The organism is Nannocystis sp. RBIL2, from assembly GCF_026626745.1.
In the GTDB taxonomy this organism is placed as follows: domain Bacteria; phylum Myxococcota_A; class Polyangia; order Nannocystales; family Nannocystaceae; genus Nannocystis.
On record NZ_JAPNJW010000002.1, the window covers coordinates 868362 to 895309 of the forward strand.

Sequence of the window (26948 nt, forward strand, 5' to 3'; positions counted from 1 at the left end):
GGCACGGCGCATCGCGGCCGCGCGAAGAAAATTCTTTCTGTAATGCCGCTGACAATTCGGGCAGCGGTCGCGCCAGCTTCGCGGCCCCGCGGCCGGCGAGACGACGAGGCTTCGCGGCGGCTCAGGCGACGATGTCGGCGAGCGCGAGGATCTCGGCGCGGATGGCCCGGCGTTCGTCGCTCAGGTGCGCGAGCAAGTTGCGGCGCACGAGGAACAGACCGAGGCCGTGGGCCGCGGCGCGCACCGTGGCGAAGCGCTCCCAGAAGTGGAGCGCGGCCCAGCCGGCGGTCGGCGCGAACAAAAGGCCCGCGACCAGCCCGGCCTGCAGGCCCCAGGCGTAGCCGGCGCCGAGGCCGACGAGCAACCACGTGAGCGGGAAGAAGGTCATGGCCGCGAGCAGCTTGCCGGTGGCCAGCATGTCCTCGTACTGGCCGGCGACGCGGGCGGCGACCATGCCGCTGGCCCGATATGCGAGGTAGTGGATCGCAGTGCCGGCGAGCGCGAGCGGGAACACGACGCCGAGCGCGAACAGGCTGCGGAGGGCGTAGCGCAGGCTGGCGGCGAAGGTGATGTTGTGGGGCGCGAGGTGATCGGGGCCGAGGCCGAGCTCGGCGAGGTCGCGCTGGTAGCGGAGCACGCGGGCGACCAAAGCGTCAAGGCGCGCGGGGTCGCGGGCGCGCAGGCGGGCGTGGCCGGTGAGCAGCTTCTGGCGCAGTTCGAACGCCTCGGCGACGCTCCACGCCTCCTCGCTGGCGGCGGTGAAGATGTCCGAGGTGCGCTCGACGAGCGAGAGGATCTCGTGGTCGTCGCCGTGCAAGGTGACGGCGCGCAGGGCCACGTCGATGTCGCGGGTCAGCGCCGCGACCGCGCCCGGCGGCGGCTCGCCGCGGGCGTCGAGCGGGGCGTACGGGACGCTCAGCGGGGCGCCGAAGTAGACCAGGGCGTCGCTGCGGAACCGCGCCTTGGCGGTGTAGAAGAGGCCGGCCGGGATGATCGTGAGGTCTTCGAGACCTGTCCCGAGGGCAATGCGCGCCGCGCCGGTCTTGATCGGCTTGAGGTCGGGGTCCGAGTGCGAGGTGCCCTCGGGGAAGATGGCGACGGCCTGGCCGCGCAGCAGCAGCTCGCGCGCGTGGCGGAAGGTGTCCTGGTTGTCGACGCGCGCGCCGCCCTCGTCCTGGCGGCGGGACACGGGGATCGAGTCGAACGCGCGGACGATGGCCCCGAGGACAGGTGTCTTGAACAGCGGCGCCTTGGCCAGGAACGACACCGGTCGCGGCGACAGACACAGCAGGAAGGCCGGGTCGATCAGCGCGTTGGGGTGGTTGAGCACGAACATCACCGGGCCGTCGGCGGGCACGCGCGACAGGCCGTCGAGCTCGATCCGGCGGAAGAAGATCCGTAACGCGACCCCGAAGATCTGCTCGACGACGCGGCGCAGCACCCGGACAGTATAATGAGGATACGGCGCCCCGGGCGTGGTAAGGATCGCGGATGTCGCCCGCCGCAGCCGAGCTCCGGAGCCGCTGGACCCTCGATCCCGAGGTCGTGTTCCTCAACCACGGCAGCTTTGGCGCCTGCCCCCGCGCGGTGCTCGCCGTTCAGGAGGAGCTGCGTCGGCGCATGGAGCGAGAGCCGGTGCGCTTCTTTCTCCGCGATCTGCAGGCCCCGCTCGCGGCCGCGCGCGAGGCGGTGGCCGCGTTCGTCGGCGCCGACCCGCACGACCTGGTGTTCGTGCGTAACGCGACCGAGGGCGTCAACGCGATCCTGCGCTCGCTCGAGTTCGCCGCCGGCGACGAGCTGCTCATCACCTCGCACGGCTACAACGCGTGCAACAACGCCGCCCGTTACGTGGCTCTTCGGACAGGTGGCCGGGTCGTCACCGCCGCCCTGCCCTTCCCCATCTCCGGGCCCGAGGAGGCGGTCGCCGCGATCCTCGCCGCGCTCACGCCGCGCACCCGCCTGGCGCTCGTCGACCACATCACCAGCCCGACCGGCCTGCTGCTGCCGATCGCCACCATCGTCGCCGCCCTGCAGGAGCGCGGCGTCGACTGCCTGGTCGACGGCGCGCACGCGCCCGGCATGGTGCCGCTCGACCTCGACGCGATCGGCGCGGCCTACTACACCGGCAACCTGCACAAGTGGGTATGTGCGCCCAAGGGCGCGGCGATCCTGCACGTCCGCCGCGACCGCCAGGCCGCGATCCACCCGGCCGTGATCAGCCACGGCTTCAACCACTCGGGCCCCGGCTCGCGGCTGCACGCGGAGTTCGACTGGACCGGCACCGCCGACCCGACCCCCTGGCTGTGCGTGCCGGCGGCGCTGCAGGAGCTCGGCGGGATGCTGCCCGGCGGCTGGCCCGAGGTGCAGGCGAGGAACCACGCGCTGGTGTGCGCCGGCCGCAAGATCGTGGCGGAGGCGATCGGCGCCGAGCTCCCCGCCCCCGAGGCCATGCTCGGCAGCCTGGCCAGCCTGCCCCTTCCGCCAGGCCCCGAAGGCCAGGTGGTCACGCCGCTGACGTCGGACCCGCTGCAGGACGCGCTGCTGCTGCGCCACGGCATCGAGGTGCCGCTGCCGCCGTGGCCGGCGCCGCCGCGGCGGCTGATCCGGATCTCCGCCCAGCTGTACAACGAGGTCGCCCACTACGAGGCGCTGGCGCGCGCGCTGCGGGCCGAGCTCGAGGGAACTTTCGGACATGCCCTCATCGACATGTCTGAAAGGACACTCGACTGGGTGCCCGACGGGACGCCCCCGCGCTCGCGCAAGTGAGTCACTCGCCGCCGGCGGCCTCGAAGGCGCGCATGAAGGTCTCGGCGTCGACCTGGCAGGCGCGCAGCAGCTGCGGCAGCAAGGCGTTGAGGCGGTCGCCGCCCTCCTTGGCCGGGACCTTGTCGGCGGCCCACATGCGGGCGATCGCGTCGACGATGCCGATCAGGACCTCGACGCGCACGCCGCTGCGTGACGACACCGGCGGGTACGACTGGCAGGTCTGACCGACGGCGGCGACCGCCTGGTCGGACCGGCCGGCGCGCACGAGCAGCGCGGGGGTGAAGATCCCGCAGTGATAGATGCTCAGCGACGAGGCCTCGTCGCTGTTGCCGCGCTTCTCGGCGGCGTCGGCGAGGGCGATGCAGCGGGTGCGGACCTCGTCGTAGCGGCCGGCGGCGAAGTGGACGTCGAGCTCGAGCGGATCGGCGAGGTTGCGATCGCGCAGCAGCTGGGCCTCCATCTCGGGGCAGCCGTACATGTCGACGAAGACCTCGACCTTGCCCGTGGGACATGGCACTTCGTACACGTCGACCATGTGCCCGCGGGCGTCAGGGCCGAGGCTGCCGGCGCGCGCATTGGAGGCGGCCTCGGCGTCGCCCTCGAACGGGTTGCCGCCGCCGGGGCAACGGAACTCGGCGGCGACGTACTGGTAGGAGTCGCGCGGGCCGCAGCGCGGGATCGGGGCCTGGGCGCTGCCGCTGCCCCCGCCGGTGCGGCTCTCGACGCTGGCGTCGTCGAACAGCTTGTCGGGCGCCGCGGCGCGAGCGTGCGGCGGCTCGGCGTCGCGCTTGCCGCCACGGCTGTGTCCGCCGCAGGCGACGAGCGCGAGGAAGAGGATGAGCGAGCGCGGCGCGGTCATCGTCGTCCCAATGGTTACACGAGGGACGCGCCGCGACCAGCCCCGCCGGCGGACGAGCCGCCGGCGGGGCCGCGAGCTCACTCGACCACGCGCACCTTGGTCGATGCGCCGTGGCCGAACAGCTCGGGCATGTACATCGCCTCGGCGCGCACGGGCGGCAGGCTGAACTCGCCGATCGTGGTCGCGCGGGCGGTGTAGCTGTACGTGTAGACGCCCGCCGGCATGTGGTCCGAGAACAGCAGCATGCGATCGTCGCGCATCTCGGTGTGGTCGAAGCGCCACCACGGGCGCCACCACCACCAACCGCCGAGCTCGCCGAAGAACGGCACGCTGCTGTCGACCGACTGGTTCTCGACCCCGCCCTGCACGTCGCGCAGGGTGGTCGAGAACTTGGCGTTCTGGCCCTCGAAGCCGGCCGGCAGCGGGTCGTCGACGACGACGAAGTTGGCCCGGTCCTTGGCGACGAGCGTGAGGTTGACGCGCACGAGCGCGCCGGCCTTGATCTGCCAGGTGCCGTCCTCGAGCTTCTTGACCGACTCGAGGTCGGGCTTGTCCCCGCCCTGCGCCAGCGGCTCGTAGCTGCGGTGCACGGTGAAGCCCTGCGACTCGGCCTTCATGGCCAGGTCGGCGGGCGCGTAGCGCAGCCCGAGCCGGTAGTAGAGGAGGCCCGGGCCGTCCTTGCTCAGCAGCAGCTCGCGCGGCTTCTGCTCGATCAGCTTCTTCATCGGGATCTGCTGCTCGACCACCGCCATGCTGCGGCCCTTGAAGGCGCGCTCGCCCGCGAACGCGCTGTCGAGCCAGACGCGCGCGACGTAGTCGGGCACGTCCTTCTCGATGGTGGTGAAGTAGCGGCTGGCCGCGAGCAGCGCCCAGGCGTTGGCGTGGGTGGTGCCCCACTGCCCGCCCTTCTGCGGATCGCGGTCGTCGAGGATCCCCGCCATCACCTTGGGCAGCAGCGGGTCGGCCTCGGCCACCTCGAGCAGGGCCATCAGCGCGATCGCGTCGGTCTGCACGTCGGAGTGCATGAGCACCTGCAGGCCGAAGCCGTCGTCGCCCTCGCGCTTGCTCTCGGCGAAGTGCGCAGTCTTGGCGTTCTCGACCACCTTGGCCCGGAACTCCTTGAGCAGCGCGTCGCGCGAGCCGGTCATGCCGTAGCGGTGCGCGGCCGACAGCAGCAGCGCGTGGGCGTACAGCGGCATCTCCTTGCGCTTGGCGTAGACGCGCTCGAACAGGTCGCTGCCGCGGCCGTCGCGGCTCATCAGCCACAGCGCGAAGGCCCGGCTGGTGTGATCGTAGAAGCGACCCCACGGCGTCGCCTCGCCGTTGCGGACGAAGTTGTCGAGGTAGGCCATCGCCCGGTCGATCGCGCCGTCGTCGACCTTGAAGCCGGCCGCCTTGCCCTCGAGCCAGGCGAAGGTCACCCACGCGGTCAGGTACGGCGAGCTGCGGGCCGGATCGTCCCAGTAGCGGAAGCCGCCGTCCCAGTTCTGCCGCGACTGCAGCCGCGCGACCCCCTCGGCGCCCAGCGCCTGCCGCTTGGCCAGGTCGCTGACGCTGGCGATCGGGAACTGCTCGAGCACCGGGCCGAGCACGAAGATCGGCAGCAGGCGGCTCGCCAGCTGCTCGGTGCATTCGTACCGATAGCCGACGAGGAAGTCGACCGCGTCCTCGAGGCCGGTCAGCGCGGTCGAGCTCATGCTCAGCTCGAGCCCGCCGAACGCCGGCAGCGCGTCCTCCGGGACCTTGAGCGTGCGCGCGGTGCTGGCGTCGGTCACGCCGTAGTCGGCGAACGCCTGCCGCGTCGCCGGGTAATGGACCGGCAGCGCGAGCTCGGTCGCGTCGCGGCCGCCGTTCGACAGCGCCGCGAACTGCACCCGCATGGTACCGACGCGATCGACGGCCATCGGGAACCGGACCTCGCGCGACTCGCCGGCGGGGATCTCGACGCCCACGGTCGGCTCGCCGGAGATGACGACGTTGCTGCCGCGCGTGCCGACGAGGATCGCCTGCGGCTCGCTGGTCTGGTTGTCGACCATCACCGAGGCCTCGAACTTGTCGCCGAAGTTGGCGAACCGCGGCAGGCTCGGCCGCAGCATGATCGGCTTGCGCACCTTGACGTTGGCCTCGCCCGAGCCGAACCGATCGGCCTGATCGGGATCGACGGCGACCGCCATGATGCGGAAGCTGGTCAGGTTCTCCGGCATCGGGATCTCGACGGTCGCCTCGCCGCTGGCGTCGATCGAAACCTCGGCGTTGAAGTACGCGGTGGTGGCGAACAGCGAGCGCAGCGAGATCGGCTGGTTCATCGCCACCGTGGCGTCGAGCGTCGCGGTCTGCGTGGCTTGCCGCTTGTTCTTCTGCATCAGGCCGTTGCTCGACTCGGCCTCCTTGCGCTCCTCGGCGACGGCCGCCGCCATGGGCATGGTCGGCGCCGGGGCGAAATGGTCGGCGGCCTTGTCGGCCATCGCGCCGCCGAGGGCGTAGCCGGCACCGCCGCCGCCGGGACCCCTGCCGCGGCGCCCGAGCCCCGTGTCACCATTGAGGCCTTCGGTCGGCTCGTCGGGCGGCGGCGCCGGCGGGGGCGGCGGCTCGACGTCCTTCTTCGCCAGCAAGAACTGGCGCATGTCGTAGAGGCTGACGCCCGGGTCGCGGTCGTGGTGGAAGAACGCCAGCGGATCGGGGGTCTGAAAGCCCATCAGGCTCAGCACGCCCTCGTCGACCACCATCACCGCGACGGCGGCCTTCTGCGGCGCGCCGGCGGCGTCCTTGGCCTTGATCTTGAGCTTCAGCGTGTCCTTCGGCGCGACCTCCTGCTTCTCGGGCAGGACCTCGAGCGCGATCTTCTTGCGCGTCGCTTCGATCTTGAGGTCGACCTGACCGACGGCGAACGCGGGCCGGCCGAGGTCCTGTCCGGGCGGCGCGCCGGGCACGTCGACGCGGCCGCGCACCAGCAGCACCGAGGCGCGCACGTTGGGGAGCTGCGCCTCGTCGATCGGGACCTCGATGGTCGCCGCGCCGCCCTTCACCTCGATCGGGTAGTGCGAGACGATGCCCTCGCGGGCGATCACCACCAGGCCGCGCGCCTTGTCGAACGGCGAGCGCACCAGCACTGTGGCCTTCTCACCCGGCTCGTAGGTGCGCTTGTCGGGCACCATGTCGACGCGGTGCTGGTCTTGCTGCCACACCACCGCGTCCTCGCCGTAGACGTAGAACGGGTGCTTCGACAGCGACTTGTTGCCCTTCGGATCGGTGATGAGCGCGCGGATGTCGTAGCTGCCGGCCTTGTCGACCACGAGCTCGCAGTTCACGGGCGCGTCGGCCGAGACCAGCGCGCAGCTGCCGACCTCGACGTCGACCGTGTCGTACTTGTACTGCCACGATCCGTTCTCTTGCACCGCGGCGCGCGAGGTCTCCTTGCGCACCAGCTTGACCTGCACGTCGCGGCCGGTGATGCGCTTGCCGTCGACGTCGACGACCACCGCCTCGAGCCGCGCGCGCTCGCCGGCGCGGTAGACCGAGCGATCGGCGCGCACGCCGGCGTACTCGCTCGCGGGGTGGACGACGTAGGTCGCGCGACCGGCGATCGCTTGCCGGTTCTCGTCGGTGACGTTGGCCTCGAGCGTGTAGGTCGACGCGCTCGGCGGATCCTCCGACTTCGGCCCGGCCGGCGGCACCGGCGTCTTCTCGCCCCACGGCGTCTCGACGGCGGCCAGCAGGTGGCTCACCGACAACAGGCCGCGCGCGTCGGTCTGACCGCTGCCCTGGCGCACCAGCATGCCGCTGCCGTACGGCCGCGGGAAGCCGATGCCCTTGCCGCGGTAGAAGCCTCCGCCGCCGAAGTCGATGTCGCCGCCCCACATCCACCACTCCGAGCCGCCCTGGCCGAACGTGAACGCCTCGTTCTCGCTGCCCGGCGGGCGGTACGGCGAGTCCTGGCGCCGCAGCGTGTAATCGGCCTGGGCCCCGACCATCGGCGCGCCGTGGAAGTAGCTGGCCTTGATGTCGGCCTGCAGCGTGTCGCCGTAGAGCAGCGGCGCCTCGGCCGACCGCTCGACCTTGACCTCGAACTCGGGCGCGCGGAACTGCTGCACCTCGAACGCGTGGTAGAACGAGCGCTCGCTCGAGAACAGCCCGCTCGGCGAGCTGACGTGCAATTGATAGCTGCCGGTGTCGCCGTCGGCCGGGATCGGGATGTCGATGCTGAAGGTGCCGAACTGGCCGATCTTCAGCTCGCCCTTGCCGACCTCGTGGCCGCGCGGACCGGTGACCGTGTAGTTCGCGGACGTACCGGCGCGCCACAGCTGGACCTTGCCCGCGGGGCCGCGCGTCTCCTCGCGCACGATGCCCTGCATGTGCACCGTCTCGCCCGGCTTGTACGGCTGGCGATCGCTGTAGAAGAAGATCCGCGGCTCGTCCTCGCGGTTGGCGTGCATCCACACGCCCCACGAGTCGTCGGCCGTCTGCTGCAGCGGGATGTAGGCAGCCTCGCCCTGGTAGCGCGCGAGGATGTACGGCTGATCGTACATCGTGCCGTGCGTCAGCTCGGCGAGGCCGTCGGGGCCCGACTTGCCCGACCACACCGCACCGTCGAGCGCCATGTTGTGAAGGCCGAGCTCGACGCCGGGCAGCGGCTCACCGGTCTCGATGTCGGTGACGAGGATGACGCCGCTGTCGCTGTCGAGCGCCGCGGTCACGCCGAGGCGGGTGATCTGCACGACCTGCGACAGCGACTGGTAGTAGTGCCAGCCGCCGTTGCCGAGCTCGTTCGAGCGCGCGCCGAGCAGCAGGAACTTGCCGGCGCCGGCGCCCAGCGCCTTGGTGTCGAGCGACAGGGTCGCGGCCTCGACGCGCGAGTCCCGGACCTCGAACAGCTTGTCCCACGTCGGCGACTTGAGCGGCTCGGGCCACTCGCCGTCGTAGCGGACGTGGCGGTCGACCAGGATCTTGCGCATCTCGCTCGGCTCGAACGAGCGGGCGCGGACCTCGACCGAGGTCAGGCCGGTGGCCTTGGCCTCGAGCACGCCGGAGTGGCTCGGCTCGAGCACGGCGGGGTCGACCGGGCGGTCGGCCCACTGCAGCGAGGCGTCGAGCGCCGGCAGCGTGACCGTCTTGCGGTACGGCGCCTTGAGCTCCTGGCCGTGGATGTCCTTCAGGCCAGGTTCGACCTCGATCGTGTAAGTGCCGAGGCCGCGGAACTTGCCGGTCAGGTGGATGTCGCCGGCCACCGTGACCTTGAGGTCGGGGACCTCGGGCGTGACGTGGACCTTCTTCTCGGCGTCCGGCGTCGACACCAGAGTGTTGGAGGCGCTGACGTGCAGCCCCGCCTGCGGGTTGCAATCCCAGTAGTACTGCGACGAGCAGCGCGGGCCGTCGAGCGTCAGCGGCGGGTACGTGCGGAACTTGAGCTTGATCGCCTTGCTCGGGTTCGGACCCTCGCCGTACACGCCAGCCGGGATCTCGACCGTATAGGCGGTGTTGGCCGTCAGCGCCGCCGCCGGCCGCAGCACGATCACACGTTCCGCCGGACCCTGCTGCGCATACGAGCGGAACGGCTCGGGCAGCCCCGCCCACTGCTCGGGCGCCACCTGCGTGACGCTGACCAGCCCTGCCCCGCCCTTCACGCGCATGGCGGCCAGCAGCTTGTCGCGGTCGATGGCCTGGTTGAAGCGCAGCACCACCACGGTGTCGAGCGTGGCCGACTCGTACTCGCCGGGGGTGATCGACTCGACCTCCAGCGACGGCGTGGTGAACTGCCACTTCACCTCCTTCGCCAGCTTGGTGCCCATCGTCGACGTCTCGCCGGCCACGACCTTGGCCGTGTACGTGGTCGAGTACGGCATGCGGCCTTCGGGCTCGAACGCGATCATCTGCGTGCCGAGCCAGCGGAACTTGCCCGGGGGCAGCGGCTCGATGGTGAGCGGCGAGCGCTCGAGCTTCAGGTCGTCGATCGAGGCCAGCGGCACCATCGGCTGGTTGAACACCGCGGTGACCGAACCGACCAGGCCGGGCGCCTTCTCGGTCGGGCTGGTGCGCAGGACCTTCAGCGGGCCCTCCTCCGCCAGGTCCTGCGTCTGCTTGGTCGGCGGCGCGGGCGGCGGGAACGGCAGTTCGACCTTCTCGCTCACGCTCGGGGGCGGCTTGGGCCCGGGGGTCGGCGTCAACTCGCCGGCGATGTCGCTCGCCTCGGGTTCGATCGCCGGCACGCCCGCCCACAGGTCGAGCTTCGGCGGTTCTGCGGTCTCTCGCTCGGCGCCGGTCTCGGCCGCCGGAGGCGGAGTCTTGGGGGTGCAAGCCGGGAGGAAGAACATCGCGGCGAAGAGGCCCGCCGGGGCCTTGCGCCGGATCTGTCGCTTGTTGGCGTGGTCACGCATGGAGCGCTCGATTCACATTCGGGTGAAGGGGGGAGCGGAAACGCTATGCAAACGCGGAGGCGGGGCTCATGCTTACACACGCGGAGGCGCCGATCGAGTGCGTCGACGCGCGATCGAAGACGCGGGGCGATCTCCTACGGAACAAGGTCTCCGGGGCGTGCGCTTGCCCGGCACGGTTCGGGCTGCCACCCTCCGCGGCCATGAAACTCCGCGCGAGCCTTGGCCTATTCGCCTCGATCCTCATGACCGCGTGCGGTGACAGCGGCAGCGCCTCGACCGGCACCGGGGCGACGACCGACACCACCACGGGCGGCACCACCGACCCCGGGCCGACCACGAGCACCACCACGAGCACCACCACCTCGACCGACTCTGGCGGCGAGAGCATGGGCGAGACCACCTCGACGACGCTCGCCACCACCTCGACCGACTCCACCGATACGGGCGTGGCGACCGACACCGACGCGACCTCGACCACCGCGAACCCCGACAGCACCACCACCGAGGGCGATACTACCTCGTCTGGCTCTTCGGACAGCTCGACCGGCGCCCCCGTCGGCGAGCCGCTGGCGATCACGCTCCAGGACATCGTCATCTACGCCAACTGCCAGCCGATCGTCGATCCCGACAACATCCTCGGCTGGTGGACCGTCGCCTACGACAATACCCAGGGCGCGGCGACCGGCTCGGCCGAGCTGACGAAGGCGACGCTCACCCTGTCGCCGAACGACGTGCCGAGCGTCCACGACATCACGGTGATCCCGACCCAGAGCGGACCTGTCGGCCCCGGCGAGACGCTCCATCAGGAACAGATGAAACAGAAGGGTGCCCCCACCCCCGGGTGCGGCTTCTGCAATCAGCCCTACCGGCTCGACCTCACCTTCGCCAGCGGCGGCGTCGACGTCCCCGTGGTCCACGAGGCCACGCTCGACTGCGTGTACTGACGCCGGTACGCTGGCGGCATGACGCGCCTCGTGCCGCAATGCTGCCTCGCGTGGACGCTCGCCGCTTGCGGCGCGCCCGTCGTCACCACCACCGACGAAGCCGGCACCACCACCAGTACCACCGGCACCACCACGACCGGCACGGCCGCTACCACCGGCGATACCTCCGAGACCGCCCCGACCACCACCGGCGCGCCCGACGACCGCCTGCGGCTCCACCAGTTGCAGGCGCTCGGGACGCACAACAGCTATCACCTGTCGCCCGGCACTTCGGTCAAGGAGTGGGACTACACCCACTTGCCGCTCGATCAGCAGCTGGCGCAGCAAGGCGTCCGCAAGTTCGAGCTCGACCTGTGGTTCGGCGGCGTCGACGAGCCGATCGCCGTCTATCACATCGACCTGCTCGACACCGCCTCGACCTGCGCCACCCTGGTCGACTGCTTGATGACCTTGAAGACATGGTCGGACGGACATCTCATGCATCACCCGCTGTACGTGATGCTCGAGGTCAAGACCGCGTTCGATCAGGCCACCGCGCAGGAGCTGCTGGCGACCCTCGAATCGCAGATCCTGTCGGTGTGGCCGGAGGAGCGGCTGGTCGTGCCCGACGACGTGCAGGGCAGTGCCGCCAATCTGCGCGACGGCGTGGCCGCGGGCGGCTGGCCGGCGATCGACGACGCCCGCGGCAAGCTCTTGCTGGTGCTGCACGACGGCGGCAAGTGGCGCGAGGCCTATACCGCCGGCGGCACCTCGACGGTCGGGCGCCTGCTCTTCCCCGACGCATTCGGCGACCTGACGCTGCCGTTCGCGGCCGTCCACTCGCTCAACGACCCGGTCGGCGACGCGGCGCGGATCGACGCGGCGGTGGTGGCCGGGCACCTCGTGCGCACCCGCGCCGACGCCGACAACGTCGAGCCGAGCGCCGGCGACACCGCGCGCGGCGACGCGGCGCTGGCCAGCGGAGCTCACTTCATCAGCACCGACTATCCGCCGCCGAAGGGCGCCAAGTACGACTACGTGTTCGCCGTCCCGAACGGCACGCCGTCGCGTTGCAACCCGCGCACGGCGCCGCCGGACTGCACGCCGGCGGCGATCGAGGCGCTGTGACGCGCTACTGCATGATGCCGCAGATGCCCACGGTCTCGTAGCCCGGCGTCGCCGCGCCCTGCTCGAACCAGGGCACGCAGCTCAGCGTCTCGTCGTAGTCGAGGCAGCTGTCCGGCGATTCGAGGTCGCACCACACCGAGCAGCAGTACGGGGTTTTGCAGCTGGGCAGGTTCTCGCCGAAGATGCACAGGTTGCCCGGATCGCAGCCCGACAGCGCGTAGCAGGAATCGCCGTACTTGCCGAGGTCGGGGAACACGCGCGGCATGCAGACGAAGTGCGGCGCGCCGAGGGCCGCCTCGTTGGGCACGCACGTCTCGCCGGGGCTGCAGTTCTGCAGCAGCGGGTCGCACTTGCTGAAGCAGACCGGGACGGTCGGCTCGAACAGGAACGCGCAGCGGTCCTCGGGCTTGGGGCAATTCGGCGCGTCCATGTTGCCGGTGCAGTAGGCCACGCAGGTGGCCTTGCCGGTGTTCTCGAGGTCGAGGCAAATGGAGCCCCTGTCGCAGTTGTCGATGCCGTCGCCGAACTTGCCCGGCACCACGCAGTCCTCGCCCGGCAGCGCGGGGTTGAGGTCGACCGGGACGCAGCGCGTGCCGTTGGGGAACGGCCCGCCGTCCTCGTTCCACGCGGTGCACTTCTGGTCGGCCGGGCAGTCCTGCATGAACAGGTTGCACTGCCCGCCCACGCTCCCCATATCGTCGATCGTCATCGACGTCGTCGGCAGCGGCTCCGAGGTCGACGTCGTCGTGGCGGTCGGGCTCGTGCCGCTCGACGTCTCGCTGTCGGTGGTCCCTGGTGACGTCGTCGTCGTCGTCTCGGCGCCCGCGGTGGTACCCTTGGGGTCACGCGAACAGCCGACCATCAGGGCGACGATTCCGGCGAGGGTGGACAGTTGGACGGAGGTTCGGGTCAGGCGTCCCACAACGGCAGCGTAGCGCAACCGCGGGCGGAGGGACGTGTGCAACTGTCTGCGCAACGCCGATCGCGACGAAGCCGATCGCGCGGTCGCTCGTGGCGACAGTGCGACCGGCTCCAGCGGTACGAAGGGACCGTTGTGCTCAGGCGACGCGGTAACGGGTGCCGCGGGCCTTGCCCGTCCAGGTCACCTGGCCGGCCTCGATCAGGCGGTTGACCGCCGAACGGACCTGCATGTTGGTGCCACCGACGCGCCGCTGGATCTCGCCGGCGCCGGCCGGACCACCGATGGACTTCAGCGCCTCGAAGACGCTGGTGTCGAACGCCTCGCGGCCCGTCGGGGTGCGGGTGTTCACGTCGGCAGCGGGCTCGGCCTTGGCGCCCTTGCCGGCCTTGGCGGGCGCCGCGGCGGCCTCCTTGGCGGGGCGGGACTCGGCGGGCGCTTTCGCCACCGGCTTGCGGCCGGGCCGCCCGGGACGACCGGCACGCGGTGCCACGATCGCGGGCTCGCGGGCGGCGCCCTCGGGGTTCAAGAGATCCTGGACGGTGATCGAGCTGAGGAGCTTGCCCAGCTCACCCTTCGACAATTGATGCAGTTCACCGAGCGTCAGCTCGGAGTTCTGGCGCAGCAGATCCACCAGGATCTGGCGCTTACGGCCTTCGACCGCGGACACCAGGGACACGTCGTACTTGGACATGGCCTCTAGGCTAGCACAAGACTTTGGACACGATGGAATCTATTTGCACACTCACAGGCAATTTCATCCCACCTGACCTGCATCCTCGGTCCTCACATCGAGCGACGATACTCGCCGCCCACCTCGAACAACGCCCTGGAGATCTGTCCCAAACTGCAGACTCGTGCCGTCTCCATAAGCGCAGCGAAAGTGTTGCCACCTGACAACGCGACTTGCCGCAGCCGCTCGAGCGCCGCGGGTGCCGCCTCCGCGTGACGGGCCTGAAACGCCCGCAAACGGTCGATCTGAGCCGTCTTCTCGGCGTGGCTCGCGCGGGTCAAGTTGAGGCCGGCCGCCTCCTCGTCACCTGTCCGGTTGGGGTTGATGAAGGTGTTCACTCCGATGATCGGGAGATCGCCCGAATGTTTGCGCTGTTCATAGAGCAGGCTTTCGTCCTGGATCTTCCCTCGCTGGTATTGCCGCTCCATCGCCCCCAGCACTCCCCCGCGCTCGTCGAGTCGGAGGAATTCGGCGAGCACCGCCTCCTCCACCAGCTCGGTCAGCTCTTCGACGATATAGCTGCCCTGCAGCATGTTCTCCGTCTTCGCCAGGCCCTGCTCGCGGGTGATGATGAGCTGGATCGCCATCGCCCGCCGCACGCTCGCCTCGGTCGGCGTGGTGATCGCCTCGTCGTACGCGTTCGTATGCAGGCTATTGCAGTGATCGTAGTAGGCGAACAGCGCCTGTAACGTCGTGCGGATGTCGTTGAAGTCGATCTCCATCGCGTGCAGCGAACGGCCGGACGTCTGGATGTGATATTTCAGCTTCTGACTGCGCGCGTCGGCGCCGTAGAGGTCGCGCAGGGCGATGGCCCAGATCCGGCGCGCGACCCGGCCGATCACCGTGTACTCGCTGTCGAGGCCGTTCGAGAAGAAGAAGCTCAGGTTGGGCGCGAAGTCGTCGACGCCGAGGCCGCGGGCCCGGTAGTACTCGACGAACGTGAACCCGTTCGACAGCGTGAACGCCAGCTGCGTGATGGGGTTCGCCCCCGCCTCGGCGATGTGATAGCCGCTGATCGACACCGAGTAGTAGTTCCGCACCTTCTTCTGAATGAAGTACTGCTGGATGTCTCCCATCATCCGCAGCGCGAACTCGATCGAGAAGATGCAGGTGTTCTGGGCCTGATCCTCCTTGAGGATGTCGGCCTGCACCGTGCCGCGTACGACCTGCAGCGTGCGATCGGCGATGACCGCCCGCTCCTCTTCCGTGACCGCACGCCCGAGCTTCGCCTCCTCGCGCTCGACCTGCTGATCGATCGCGGTGTTCATGTAGAAAGCCAGCAGGATCGGCGCCGGCCCGTTGATCGTCATGCTGACGGACGTCGCCGGATCGCACAGATCGAAGCCGCGATACAGCAGCTTGGCGTCGTCGAGCGTGCAGATGCTGACACCGCTCTCGCCGATCTTGCCGAACACGTCGGGCCGCTCGTCGGGGTCCCAGCCGTACAGCGTCACCGAGTCGAACGCCGTCGACAGCCGCTTGGCCGGCTCGCCCGCCGACAGGTAATGGAAGCGCTCGTTGGTGCGGGCCGGCCCGCCCTCGCCGGCGAACATCCGCTTCGGATCCTCGCCCTCGCGCTTGAACGGGAACACGCCGCCAGTGAACGGGAAGTAGCCCGGCAGGTTCTCGAGCAATCCGAACCGCACCAGCGCCCCCGGCTCGTCGTCACGCGGCGCCGCCACGCGCGGCTGCAGCGTGCCCGACAGCGTCTGCACCTGGGTCGGGTAGCGGACCTGCGACTGCCGGATCTTCACCACGAACTCGGGCTCGCGGTAGGCCGCGAACAGCTTGGGCAGCTCCTCGAGCGCCCGCCGCGTGTCGGAGTCGAGCTGGCCGCGCAGCTCCTCGAGCTTGCGCGAGAACGCCGACCCGTCGGCCTCGTCGGCCAGCAGGCGCTGCGCCGTCGTCAGCGCCCCGATCTCGCGCGCGAGCTGGACCTGCCGCTTGACCCGCGCCTTGTATCCGCGGACCTGTCGCACGATCTCGGCCAGGTAATGTTGACGCTCCGACGGGATCAAATCGCTGATGTCTGAAACGACGGCGCGCAGCTCCGCGGGGATCGAGCACTCCCACGGCGCGTCCGGTCGCCGCTCGCTGAGCGCCCCGCACAGCGCCGCGTACAGCCCGTTGACGCCGCGATCGAAGAATCGACTGGCGACGGTGCCGAACACCGGCAGCTTGTCGTCGGCCACCGAATACGGGATGTCGCGGTTGCGCCGGACCTGCTTGCGGACGTCGCGGAGCGCGTCCTTGCTGCCCTTGTGTTCGAACTTGTTGACCGCGATGAATTGCGCCGCGTCGAGCATCTCGATCTTCTCGAGCTGACTGGGCGCGCCGTACTCCGCGGTCATCACGTAAAGGCAGAGGTCAGCGATTCGCGTCACCTCGGCGTCGCCCTGGCCGATGCCCGACGTCTCGACGATCACAAGATCGTAGCCGACGCGCTGCAGCAGCCGGACAATGTCGTCTGTCGCGCGCGACAGCTCGACCCCGGCCGCACGCGTCGCCAGGCTGCGCATCATCACTCGTGGGTCGCGCAGCGCGTTCATGCGGATGCGGTCGCCGAGCAGCGCGCCGCCGGTGCGCCGCCGCGTCGGATCGACCGACACCACCGCGATCCGACGATCGGCGTGGTCACGCAGCAGGCGCGCCAGCAGCTCGTCGGTCAGCGACGACTTGCCGGCGCCGCCGGTGCCGGTGATGCCGAGCACCGGCGCCCGCTTCTCGCCCGCGTCGGCCTGCAGTGCCGCGAGCAGCGGCGGCTCGCCGCCCGCCGCGACCGCGGCCTCGACCGCCGTCATCAGGCGCGCCAGCCGACTCTTGTGATCGGCCGCGCTCAACGCCCCGGGCTCGCGCAGCGCCGCCAGCTCGGCCAGCGGATCGGCAGGCGCGGTGGCGAAGTCGGCGCCCGCGAGGATCATGTCGATCATCCCCGCGAGCCCGTGGCGCCGCCCGTCCTCGGGGCTGAAGATGCGCCGCACCCCGTACGCGTGCAGCTCCTCGATCTCGCGCGGGACGATGACGCCACCGCCGCCGCCCCACACCGTGATGTGCCCGGCCCCCTTCTCGCGCAGGAGGTCGACCATGTACTTGAAGTATTCGATGTGGCCGCCCTGATAGGAGCTGACCGCGATCGCCTGGGCGTCCTCCTGGATCGCCGCGTCGACGACCTCCTCGGCGCCGCGGTTGTGCCCGAGATGGATCACCTCCGCGCCGCCCGCCTGGAGCACCCGCCGCATCACGCCGATCGCGGCGTCGTGGCCGTCGAACAGGGCGGCGGCCGTCACCACGCGGATCTTGTGGCGCGCGACGTAGCGCTCATTTTCTGCGTTCGCAGCCGGGTTTACAGGGGTAGCTTGCTTTGGATCGACGCTGGCCATGGCTTCCGGGCGACCTCGGCGGTCAGCTTAGGCCCGACCCGAGAGCCCCGGGCTGGGTTTTTTTTGCTTGAGGTCGCGGCTTGCCTCACAATCGCGCCAGGTATGACATCGGCACACAGAAGCGCCTTCACGACCACCTTGAGGGTCGCGCTGCTCGGAGCCTGCTCGTGCCCACGAACGCCGACGCCGCCGGCAGCGGGCGGCTCGGCTGGTCGAACGCCCCGCGCTGGCGCCTGCCCGCCGTTCGCCCGCCCGACTGCCCGCAGGGCTACGCGGGCGACCGAGCTCTGGTACAGGTCGCAAGCGCCAGGTGCAAGGAGACAGGTCCTCCGGGACAGGCGCAACCGCGACCGACGGCCGCGCGTCCGCCTGCGCGACCGGCTGCGCAGGCGCGCCCCGAGCCGGCGCGCGCGCCGGCGCCCGTGTGGACGCCCGACGCCACCACGGCGGGCCCCGACGCGACCGCGCTGATGGCGATGAACGCCGCGCGCTGCCACGACTACTTGCGCGAGCGCGAGGTCGAGTTCGTCGTCCTCGATCGCGACGAGGCGCCCGAGGTCGCGATCCCCGTGCGTCTGCGGGGCTCGATCGCGGGGGTCGCCTTCACGATCCCGTGGAGCTCCGATCTCGAGCGCGACGCCCACGCAATTTGGGACTGTCGCCTGGTCGCCGCTGTGGTGCCGCTCGCCGAGTGGCTGCACGCCCGGGGCGTCACCGAGGTGCAGTACTTTTCCGCCCTGCGCCGGGGCAAGATCGTGCAGCAGAAGCCGAAGAGTCAGCACAACCTCGGCCTCGCGCTCGATCTTTACGCCGTGCGACGTGGGAGTGACGCGGCCGCCACGGTCGAGGACCACTATCCGCGGCGGACGCTGCGGCGCTGCCCGGGGCCGCGAGAGCGCGGGCCCGGAGCATCACCGTCGGCGGGAGCCCCGGCCTCGGAGCTCCTCCTCGGCCTGGTCTGCGTCGCCACCGAGGGCGGGCTCGTACACACCCTGCTTACACCGGATCACGACCGGGCACACGCCAATCACCTGCACCTGGACCTCAAGGTCGGCCAGAGCAGCCCTGCCGACCCGTTCGTCAGCTTCCACGGCACCTGAGTGGCGGCGCCCCCGCTCGCTGCGGCGGGCGGAGATTTTCGCCGGAGACGCGAAATTGAGCCTGCGCCTCGCGCCGATGGTGGCGTGGCGGCCAAGACGATACACTCCCGAGTCAGTCGACGAATGCCCCCGCTTCCGAAGAGCCGCCCCGCGAACGCCTCGCTGAACAAGAGCGAGATGGCCAACAGCGCCGCGTCTTCGTCGACGCTCGAGGTCTCTTTCAACGAAGATGTCGGTCGCGTCATCAACGGCCGCTACGAGCTGCTCGGCGTCATCGGCGAGGGCGGCATGGGCGTCGTGTTCGAGGCCCACGACCACCGCGTCGATCGCCGGGTAGCGATCAAGCTGGTCCGCCGCGAGTGCCTCACCGACAGCAAGTTCATCATCCGCTTCCGCCGCGAGCTCGAGGTCACCGCCCAGCTGCGCCACCCCTCCACCATCCGCGTGTTCGAGCACGGCGAGTGCGAGGACGGCCGGCCTTACATGGTGATGGAGCTGCTCACCGGCACCAGCCTGTGTGAGCGGCTCGAGCAGGGCAAGATCCCCGAGCTGCAGGCGCTGCAGTTCGCCAAGCAGATCGCCGAGAGCCTCAGCGAGGCCCACGAGAACGGCATCTTCCACCGCGACCTCAAGCCCGACAACATCTTCATCGAGACCGTCGGCGTCAGCACCGTGGTCAAGGTCCTCGACTTCGGCATCGCTGGTGGCGTCGACGCCATGCGGCTCACCCGCGCGGGCGAGGTGTTCGGCACGCCGCAGTACATGTCCCCCGAGCAATGCAACGGGACGGACCTCGACCACCGCACCGACATCTATTCGCTGGGCTGCATCCTCTACGAGATGATCGAGGGCAAGCCGCCGTTCTCGGCCGAGAGCCCGATGGCGACGATGCTCAAGCACGTGCGCGCCAAGGTCCCGACCCCGCGCAACGGCTCGCAGTTCACCGCCAAGCTGCTCCAGCTGGCGCTCCGCAAGGACCGCACCAAGCGGATCCAGAGCGCCGGCCGGTTCGCCGAACTCGTCGGTCAGGCGATCGGGGCCGTGCGTGCCGCCGAGGAAGGCCGCGTCGTCCACATCCCCGAGCTCAGCAACCAGCACACCGGGCCGTTCGCGGCGGTCGGCACGCCGCAGCGGGTCACGATGAACGGCGCCCTGCCGCCGCAGGAGTCGAACCGCAACCTGTTTATCGCCATCGGCGTCGGCGTCGCCGTGCTGCTGGTGGGGATCGCGCTGATCTTCCGCGGCGGCGACGGGCGCGCCGGCGACGACGCGCCGACCCCGGTCGAGGCGAAGGCGGCGCAGCCGATCGGCTCCGAGGGCCTGCCGAAGAACCGCGCCATCATCAAGGCCAACATCGAGGGCGCCAGCGTCCACGTCGACGGCGAGTTCCAGTGCAAGTCGCCGTGTGAGATCACCGTCCCCGTCGGCGACAACCGCTCGCACGAGATCCGGCTGACCCTGGACGGCTATATCGACGTGGTCCAGAACTGGCGCCCGCTCACCGTCACCGACAGCTTGCCGCCGTTCCCCGACCTCAAGCCCATCTCGCCCGTGCTCGAGGTCAAATCGTCCGGCAAGAAGCGCCCCGGCTAGGTGCGTGGCTCACGGCGCGCCGCAAAGCCGCCGTCTTGTGAGGCCCGGGCCCTTGTCCCGCGGGGTCGGCTTTGCCAAGCTTGGCCCCCCATGGCCCAGCAGCAAGATGAAGACTTCGCCGCGATGTTTGAAGCCCAGGGTGCGCAGACGCGCGCCAGGCTGAGCAAGCGCGTGCGCCCCGGACAGCTCGTCGAGGGTCCGGTGGTCGAGATCGGCGCCGACAGCGTCTTCCTCGACATCGGCGCCAAGAGCGAGGGGCGGATCGAACGCGCCCAGCTCCTCGACAAGGAAGGCAACCTCAAGGTCAAGGTCGGCGACAAGCTGCGAGCCACCGTCGCGTCCGTCTCGGGCGACGGCATCCAGCTGGTGGTCGCCATCGGCAAGGGCGGCATCGACACCCAGTCGCTGGAGCTCGCGCTGCAGAGCGGCGTGCCCGTCGAGGCCACCGTCACCAAGGCCGTCAAGGCCGGCCTCGAGGTCGAGCTCGGCAGCGTGCGCGCGTTCTGCCCCGCGTCGCAGGTCGACCTCGGCTTCGCCCAGGACCTCGAGCGCTTCGTCGGCACCAAGCAGTTCTTCAAGGTCATCGAGATCCGCGACGGCGGCCGCTCGGTCATCGTCTCGCGCAAGGCCGTCCTCAAGGACGAGCGCGAGAACCAGGCCAAGGCGGTGCGCGAGCGCCTGGTCGTCGGCGCCGAGCTCGAGGGCATCGTCCAGACCATCCAGCCCTACGGCGCCTTCATCGACCTCGGCGGCATCGAGGGCATGGTCCACATCTCCGAGCTCGGCCACGGCCGCGTCGACAAGATCGCCGACGTGATCAAGATCGGCGAGACCGTGAAGGTGCGCGTCCTGGCGGTCGAGCCGCGCGGCACCAGCCCGACCGACCTCAAGATCAGCCTGTCGATGAAGTCGGCCGACCAGTCGACCGAGTCCGCCCCCAGCGCTGCCGTCGAGCAGGTGCTGCAGGGCAAGGTCGGGCAGGTCACCAACTTCGGCGTGTTCGTCGACACCGAGATCGGCCGCGGCCTCGTCCCCACCAGCGAGCTCGGCCTCCCGCCCAGCGCCGACGCCAAGCGCGCCTTCCCGGTCGGCAAGGACGTCGAGGTGGTCGTCCTCGGCCGCGGCGGCGGCGAGGGCAAGCTCCGCTTCAGCATCCAGGGCGTCGCGGCCGCCGAGGAGCGCTCGGCCTTCAAGACCTTCGCCAAGGAGGCGAAGAAGGGCGCCGGCGGCGGCAAGGGCCTCGGCAGCCTCGGCGACCTCATGAAGGACCTGCAGGGCAAGCTGCCCGACGCCAAGTCCGCGCCCGCCCAGTCGCGCGAGAACACCGGCGAGGCCAAGCCGGCCGCCACTCGCCGCCGCGCCTGAGCGCCCCGCCCGCTTGAATCGGAGCAGCGTTCGCGCTGCTCCGATTTTGTTTTGGTCGCGCGCGCAGCCGGACGCCGCACGATGCCATGCCGGCGTCGCGCCCGCCGTAGTCGACACCTGGCCGCCCGGACATGCCAGCGCAGCCTCCGCCGAGCGCCGCTCACATAGGACCATAGGACATGTCCATCCGGACATGCCCTGTGGGACGACTCGACGACCACCGCACGCCGGCGAGCGATCGCCGATCCCATAGTACCCACCGGACACGTCCACTGCCGACGACAACCGCACGTCGGCGACCCTCGCGCCCCATAGGATTCACCGGGCATATCCACTGCCCGACGACAACGCTCGGACGACGCTCGTCGCTGCCCGATGGCAAACGATCGGCGGCGACCATCCCCGTTCACATGAGGCCCCCCGGACATGTCCCTCCGGACATGCCCGGGCGACTGACAACCGCTCGGCGGCGCTCACATAGGGTCTGGAGGACATGTCCATGCGGACATGTCCTCACCGACCCTCGCGCCCAGGTGCTGTCATTTGCAGGACTCGGCCAGCGCCGTCTTCACCTTCGAGCTCGGGCGCTTGGCCAGGATCTGCGTCACCTTCGCCTGCGCCTCGCTGGTCCGCCCCATCCCGCACAGCGCGCGGATCCGCCGCTCGTCGAACTTGTCGACCAGCTGCCCGCCCGGCAGCTCTTTGTCGTGCTGCTCGACGTAGGCCAGCGCCTGGGCCCAGTTGCCCGCCTTGAGCGCCTTGTCGATCGCGCTGAGGTACTCGAGCTCGACCAACACGCGGCCCGGGTCGGCCGCGTCCGCCTGCTCCTTGCGCTTGGACAGCGGGTCGTCGACCTTCTCGACCTTCTCGACCTTCTTCGTGCCCCCCGAGCCCGACTTCGTGCTCGAATCCGCCTTTTCGGCCGGCGGCTTCTTCGGCGTCGACGTGGTCCCCGACTTGCCCGTCTTGTCCGACTTGGGCGTGGTCGGAGTGGGCGTCTTCGGTCCCGGCGTCGTCGGCGTCGGCCCTGGTGTCGTCGGTCCCGGCGTCGTCGGACCCGGTGTCGTCGGGCCTGGCGTCGTCCCCGTCGAGTCGGGACCGACCGGCGACGGAACGGTCTCGGGCACCTCGGCCGGTGGGGGGATGACCGCTTCGGGCGGGGTCTCCGGCTCGAGCGTCGGCTCGATGTTCGCCGGGGCTTGCGACCGCTGCCACGCCAGATACCCGCCTCCCCCGGCGATCCCGAGCACCAGCAAGCTGACCACCACGAGCGCCATCGACCCGGGCATCAGCCGCCGCGGCCGCTCGTTGAGGTCGCGCTCGGGCACGTCGAGGTCGGCCACGATCGAGCGCGAGCGCTGCGGCGCTGGCCGTCCGTGCCCCACCACTCCGGGCTGCGGCCCCGGCGGGTGGCCCCACGGACCTGCAGCGGGCGTCCCTGGCGGCTGCCCGGCGCTCGGAGGCGCGAATGGTTGCGGCACCGGCGGGACCTGTCCCCAGGGACCTGTCCCCGGAGCTGCCACAGGCCCCTGCTGCCCCGGCGGCGGAGCGGCCATCGGCGGCGCGAACTGAGGCCCTTGCGGGACCTGTCCCCAGGGACCTGTCCCCGGAGCCACTCCCTGCTGCCCCGGCGGCGGGGCCGCCATCGGCGGCGCGAATTGAGGTCCAGGCGGTCCCCCCATCGGCGGCGCGAATTGCGGTCCCTGCGGTCCCCCCATCGGCGCGACCTGAGGCCCGGGCGGTCCTCCCAGCGGCGGCGCAAATTGGGGTCCCGGCGGTCCCTCCATCGGCGCGACTTGAGGCCCAGGCGGTCCCCCCAGCGGCGGCGCAAATTGGAGTCCCTGCGGTCCTCCAATCGGCGGCGCAAATTGGGGTCCCTGCGGTCCCCCCATCGGCGGCGCGAATTGGGGTCCCGGCGATCCCCCCATCGGCGCGACTTGAGGCCCCGGCGGTCCTCCCATCGGCGGCGCGAATTGGGGTCCTGGTGGTCCTCCCATCGGCGGCGCGAATTGGGGTCCTTGCGGGGCCTGTCCCCAAGGACCTGTCCCAGGAGCCACTGCGCTCTGCTGTCCAGGCGAAAGCGGCGCCGCTTGTTGCCCCGGCGAAGCCTGTCCCCAGGGACCTGTCCCAGGAGCCACCACCGGACCCTGCTGCTCCGGCGGAAGCGGCGCTCCCTGCTGCCCAGACGACACGGGTCCCCAAGGACCTGTCCCAAGAGCCACCACCGGCCCCTGCTGTCCCGGCGGAAGCGGCGCCCCCGGCTGCCCCGGAGAAACCTGTCCCAAGAGACCTGTCCCGGGAGCCACCACCGGCCCCTGCTGGCCCGGCGGCAAAACCGGCGACGACGGCGCCCCCGGCTGCCCCGGCGGAACCTGTCCCCAGGGACCTGTCCCAGGAGCCATCCCCGCCCCCTGCTGCCCCGGCGGCGAGCCCGCCGGTGGCGCCCCCTGCTGTACCTGTCCCGAAGGACCGGTCCCCGGCGCCATCAAGGCCCCCGGAGGATGACCCAAGGGACCTGTCTCCGCAGGCATTGGCGACACCGCATGCCCTGCGACGGCCGCACCGACCACGATCGGCGCTCCGCCCCCCGGCACGGCACTCCCTGGTCCAGCCCCAGGCGGCGGCATCACGATGCCGGGCGCGCCCGGGCTCCCGGGCGGTCCCCAGGCGAGAGGCGCCCCGCCGATCGGCGCCACGGGCGACGGCGTTCCACCCCCTGGTGGTCCCCATGCGGCACCCGCAGGCGCTACGGGCACCCCCGCCCCTGGTCCTCCGGCCACCTGCCCCGCCCCCGCACCTGGCCCTCCGGCCATCTGTGCACTCGCGCCCGGCGCATGACCATGACCAGCGTTCTGCGCCCCCGGGCCAATGCCGGGCGGAGCAGGCCAACCTCCCGGCGCACTCCCCCCAATCCCGGGCGGCGGTCCCCAAACCGGTCCACCCCCGGCTGGCGGCGCATTCACCCCCGACAAAGGCCCGCCGGCAGCGCTCTGCGCCCCCGGACCGATGCCGGGCGGAGCAGGCCAGCCACCGGGCGCGCTCCCTCCAATCCCCGGAAGCGGCCCTCCCGCCGGCACGCCTGGCCCTCCCGCCAGCGGCGCATTCGCGCCCGGCACAGCGCCCGCAGCACCCGGCGCCCCCAGTCCGCTTCCAGGCGGAGCAGGCCAGCCGCCCGGTCCAGCTCCACTCGGACCAGCACCTGTCCCTCCGGCCATCTGCCCACTCGTACCGAGCCCGGGCGGCGGTCCCCAAGCGGGCCCGCCACCTGTCCCTCCGGCCATCTGCGCACTCGCGCCGAGCCCAGGCGGCGGTCCCCACGCGGGTCCGCCCCCTGTCCCTCCGGCCATCTGTGCATTCGCTCCCGGCACCGCGGCGCTCGGCAGTCCCGCACCGATGCCGGGCGGAGCAGGCCAGCTGCCCGGCGCCGCCCCCGAGGCTCCGCTCGGTGCCGTACCTGTCCCTCCGGCCATCTGCCCGCTGGCCCCCGGCCCGGCGCTGGCAGCACCCGGCACCTCGAGACCCATGCCACCCGGCGCCGCTCCGGGAGACCCGCCGCTCAATGCAGAGCCTGTCCCTCCGGTCATCTGCGCATTCGCGCCGAGCCCCGGCGACGGTCCCTGCCCAGGCGAGCCGCCTGTCCCTCCGGTCATCTGCTCACTCGCACCGCTCGCGGGCGCTCCCGCTGCAGGCGCACTTCCTTCGAGCACCTGCACACCCGACGGCTGGCCGTCCCCCGGCCCTCCGGCAGCAAAATCGCTGCTCGCCGCCCCAGCGGCCACCAAGCCCCCCGGGCTCAGCCCCGCGATCCCGAGCAGCGTTCCACTCTGCCCTGCAGCGCCCGTCCCCGCGGCCGCCGAGCCCTCCGCGCCCAAAGAGCCGGCCGCCGGCTGTCCCGCAGGACCTGTCCCTTGCGCCAGCTCCGACGCGGCCGCCGGCAGCGGTTCGCTCGTGGCTCGTCGCAGGCTGATCGGCATCACCCACTGCGAGTGCGGCGGCTCGGCCCCGTCCGGCGTCAGCGACCGCGGCGCCAGTCGGGCATTCAGCGCCGCCAGCTGCAGATCGCGCTGCACCGGCGGCGGATCGAGCACCCGCACGAGATCGTGGAGCACCTCCTCGGCGCCGGCCGCCGCCGTGGCCGCCGCGAAGTCCCGCACCAGCTCGACCACCTGCGCCCGCGCCGTCTCAAAGCCGACGCCGAGCTCGGCCGAGATCTCGGGGACTCGCAGACCGCCGAGCTCGGACAGCACGAACACCTCGCGCGCCTGCGGCGCGAGGCCGGCGAGGAAGCGCGTCAGCACGTCGGCGCCGGGGAACTCGGTGGGCACGTCCACGGTCGAGGCCGGCAGTTCCTCGCGGTACCACTCGGACACGCGGCGCGTCAGCGTGACCAGCCGAGCACGCGCGATCGGCGGCTCGCGCAGGTCTTCGCCGCGCCCGTGGGCCATCACGAACGTCTGCAGGGCCACGTCGTCGAGCACGGACGACGGGATGCCGAACAGGCGGGCGGCGGCTCGCACCGTGCCGAAGTGCTGGTGAAACGCATCGCGCAGCCCGTGCGCATCCGATTCGGCGGCCTTCGTGGGGTCGTTCAACGCGCTCGCGAGTATGCCCGCACGTCACGCCCCGGTGCTAGCCTGCCGACGTGGCCACCTACGGGCTCGTCCTCACCGGCGGCGGAGCGCGAGCCGCCTACCAGGCAGGCGCCATACACGCCCTGGCCGAGCTCGCCGGCGTCCGCGAGCTACCCTTCCGCGTCCTCGCCGGGGTCTCCGCCGGAGCGATCAACGCCGCCTTCCTGGCCGCTCACGCCGACGACTTCCCCCGCGCCGCCCGGATGCTGCGCGACTTCTGGCACCGGCTCACGCCCGACCACGTCTACCGGACCGACATGCCGCGGCTGGCCGCGATCGGCTCCAGTTGGCTGCGCGACCTCAGCCTGGGCGGCCTGCTCGGCGCGAGCCCCACCAACTTCCTCCTCGACACTGCGCCGCTGCGCGGCCTGCTGGCCGAACGTCTGCCGCTGACGCGGATCGGCGAGCACCTGAGTACCGGCCGCCTGCGCGGACTCGCGGTCACCGCCACCAATTATCTCACCGGCACCGCAGTCACCTTCTTCGAGGCCGACGCCGACGCCCGTCCGTGGGTGCGGAGCACCCGGCTCGGGCGACGCACGAAGTTGCGCCTCGAGCACGTGCTCGCCAGCGCCGCGATCCCGCTGTTCTTCCCGCCGGTCGCCATCGACGGCGCCTTCCACGGCGACGGCTGCGTCCGCATGCACGCGCCCATGAGCCCCGCGATCCACCTCGGCGCCGACCGCTTGCTGGCGATCGGCATCCGCTACGCCCGCACCGGCGACCAGACGCTCCAGCTCAACGACGAGGTCCGCAGCGATCGCCTGGCCGTCGCCGACATCGTCGGCGTGCTGCTCAACGCCGTCTTCCTCGACTCGCTCGAGGCCGACCTCGAGCTGCTCGAGCGCATCAACCGGACCATCGCCCACGTCCCGCTCGAACGCCACGCCGACATCCCCGGCCGCCTGCGAGCGATCCCCGTGCTGGCCCTCCAGCCCTCGCAGGACCTCGGGCGCATGGCCGTCGATCAGTATGACGAGTTCCCGCGGGTCGTCCGCTACCTCCTGCGGGGCATCGGCGCCACCGGCGAGCGCGGCTGGGACCTCCTCTCGTACCTGGCCTTCGAGCCAGGTTACCTCCGCCGCCTGCTCGAGCTCGGCTTCAGCGACGTCATGGCCCGCCGCGACGAGCTCACCGCCTTCCTCGCCGACCTCTGACCGCCCCTGGTGCGGCGCGTCAG

14 protein-coding genes are annotated in these 26948 nt (G+C 71.1%); 7 read left to right on the top strand and 7 right to left on the bottom strand.

All coding sequences use genetic code 11. The features are described from left to right. Nucleotides 1–121: 121 nt before the first annotated feature. Nucleotides 122–1441: a lysophospholipid acyltransferase family protein gene (locus tag OV090_RS28665; RefSeq protein WP_267707809.1), complete on the bottom strand. Its 1320-nt coding sequence runs from the start codon at nt 1439–1441 to the stop codon at nt 122–124. Nucleotides 1442–1491: 50 nt separating this feature from the next. On the opposite strand from OV090_RS28665, the gene OV090_RS28670 reads away from it, so the two are divergent. Then, nucleotides 1492–2766, top strand: a complete 1275-nt coding sequence (locus tag OV090_RS28670) for an aminotransferase class V-fold PLP-dependent enzyme (RefSeq protein ID WP_267707810.1) — start codon at nt 1492–1494, stop codon at nt 2764–2766. Between the two features lies 1 nt (nt 2767). Here OV090_RS28670 and OV090_RS28675 read toward each other — a convergent pair whose 3' ends face one another. Both OV090_RS28675 and OV090_RS28680 read right to left on the bottom strand, forming a co-directional pair. Continuing rightward, nucleotides 2768–3625, bottom strand: coding sequence for a hypothetical protein (locus OV090_RS28675; RefSeq protein WP_267707811.1), 858 nt, complete (start codon nt 3623–3625; stop codon nt 2768–2770). A 77-nt stretch (nt 3626–3702) separates the two neighbouring features. Next, complete coding sequence (locus OV090_RS28680) at nt 3703–9996, bottom strand: Ig-like domain-containing alpha-2-macroglobulin family protein (RefSeq protein ID WP_267707812.1); 6294 nt, start codon at nt 9994–9996, stop codon at nt 3703–3705. A 200-nt stretch (nt 9997–10196) separates the two neighbouring features. Here OV090_RS28680 and OV090_RS28685 point away from each other — a divergent pair, with 200 nt between their 5' ends. Continuing rightward, complete coding sequence (locus OV090_RS28685; protein ID WP_267707813.1) at nt 10197–10940, top strand: hypothetical protein; 744 nt, start codon at nt 10197–10199, stop codon at nt 10938–10940. An 18-nt stretch (nt 10941–10958) separates the two neighbouring features. Further along, on the top strand, nt 10959–12047 hold the full coding sequence (locus OV090_RS28690; RefSeq protein ID WP_267707814.1) for a Ca2+-dependent phosphoinositide-specific phospholipase C: 1089 nt from the start codon (nt 10959–10961) through the stop codon (nt 12045–12047). 4 nt (nt 12048–12051) lie between these two features. Here OV090_RS28690 and OV090_RS28695 read toward each other — a convergent pair whose 3' ends face one another. The 3 genes from OV090_RS28695 to icmF form a co-directional block, all read right to left on the bottom strand. Next, complete coding sequence (locus OV090_RS28695) at nt 12052–12969, bottom strand: hypothetical protein (protein ID WP_267707815.1); 918 nt, start codon at nt 12967–12969, stop codon at nt 12052–12054. Nucleotides 12970–13105: 136 nt separating this feature from the next. Next, nucleotides 13106–13660 (bottom strand): hypothetical protein, encoded by a 555-nt coding sequence (locus OV090_RS28700; protein ID WP_267707816.1) that lies wholly within the window; start codon nt 13658–13660, stop codon nt 13106–13108. Between the two features lie 92 nt (nt 13661–13752). After that, nucleotides 13753–16989: a fused isobutyryl-CoA mutase/GTPase IcmF gene (icmF, locus tag OV090_RS28705; RefSeq protein WP_346660406.1), complete on the bottom strand. Its 3237-nt coding sequence runs from the start codon at nt 16987–16989 to the stop codon at nt 13753–13755. A 257-nt stretch (nt 16990–17246) separates the two neighbouring features. Between icmF and OV090_RS28710 the strand changes: the two genes are divergently transcribed. From OV090_RS28710 to OV090_RS28720, 3 genes are all read left to right on the top strand, one after another. Next, complete coding sequence (locus tag OV090_RS28710; RefSeq protein ID WP_267707818.1) at nt 17247–18179, top strand: hypothetical protein; 933 nt, start codon at nt 17247–17249, stop codon at nt 18177–18179. Between the two features lie 123 nt (nt 18180–18302). Further along, nucleotides 18303–19772, top strand: coding sequence for a serine/threonine-protein kinase (locus OV090_RS28715; RefSeq protein ID WP_267707819.1), 1470 nt, complete (start codon nt 18303–18305; stop codon nt 19770–19772). Between the two features lie 90 nt (nt 19773–19862). Continuing rightward, nucleotides 19863–21137 carry a S1 RNA-binding domain-containing protein gene (locus OV090_RS28720; RefSeq protein ID WP_267707820.1) on the top strand — a complete coding sequence of 425 codons (1275 nt, stop codon included), beginning with the start codon at nt 19863–19865 and terminating at the stop codon, nt 21135–21137. A gap of 539 nt (nt 21138–21676) precedes the next feature. Here the strand turns inward: OV090_RS28720 and OV090_RS28725 are convergent. After that, complete coding sequence (locus OV090_RS28725; RefSeq protein ID WP_267707821.1) at nt 21677–22783, bottom strand: hypothetical protein; 1107 nt, start codon at nt 22781–22783, stop codon at nt 21677–21679. 2996 nt (nt 22784–25779) lie between these two features. Here OV090_RS28725 and OV090_RS28730 point away from each other — a divergent pair. Next, complete coding sequence (locus OV090_RS28730) at nt 25780–26925, top strand: patatin-like phospholipase family protein (RefSeq protein ID WP_267707822.1); 1146 nt, start codon at nt 25780–25782, stop codon at nt 26923–26925. Nucleotides 26926–26948: the final 23 nt, after the last annotated feature.

What these genes read in the sequence shown, in the direction of transcription:
- OV090_RS28720 (WP_267707820.1), top strand. Translation starts at nt 19,863, where the DNA reads ATGGCCCAGCAGCAAGATGAAGACTTCGCCGCGATGTTTGAAGCCCAG.
- OV090_RS28685 (WP_267707813.1), top strand. Translation starts at nt 10,197, where the DNA reads ATGAAACTCCGCGCGAGCCTTGGCCTATTCGCCTCGATCCTCATGACC.
- OV090_RS28725 (WP_267707821.1), bottom strand. Translation starts at nt 22,783, where the DNA reads ATGGCGGCCCCGCCGCCGGGGCAGCAGGGAGTGGCTCCGGGGACAGGT.
- OV090_RS28680 (WP_267707812.1), bottom strand. Translation starts at nt 9,996, where the DNA reads ATGCGTGACCACGCCAACAAGCGACAGATCCGGCGCAAGGCCCCGGCG.
- OV090_RS28715 (WP_267707819.1), top strand. Translation starts at nt 18,303, where the DNA reads ATGCCCCCGCTTCCGAAGAGCCGCCCCGCGAACGCCTCGCTGAACAAG.
- OV090_RS28670 (WP_267707810.1), top strand. Translation starts at nt 1,492, where the DNA reads ATGTCGCCCGCCGCAGCCGAGCTCCGGAGCCGCTGGACCCTCGATCCC.
- OV090_RS28700 (WP_267707816.1), bottom strand. Translation starts at nt 13,660, where the DNA reads ATGTCCAAGTACGACGTGTCCCTGGTGTCCGCGGTCGAAGGCCGTAAG.
- OV090_RS28690 (WP_267707814.1), top strand. Translation starts at nt 10,959, where the DNA reads ATGACGCGCCTCGTGCCGCAATGCTGCCTCGCGTGGACGCTCGCCGCT.
- OV090_RS28675 (WP_267707811.1), bottom strand. Translation starts at nt 3,625, where the DNA reads ATGACCGCGCCGCGCTCGCTCATCCTCTTCCTCGCGCTCGTCGCCTGC.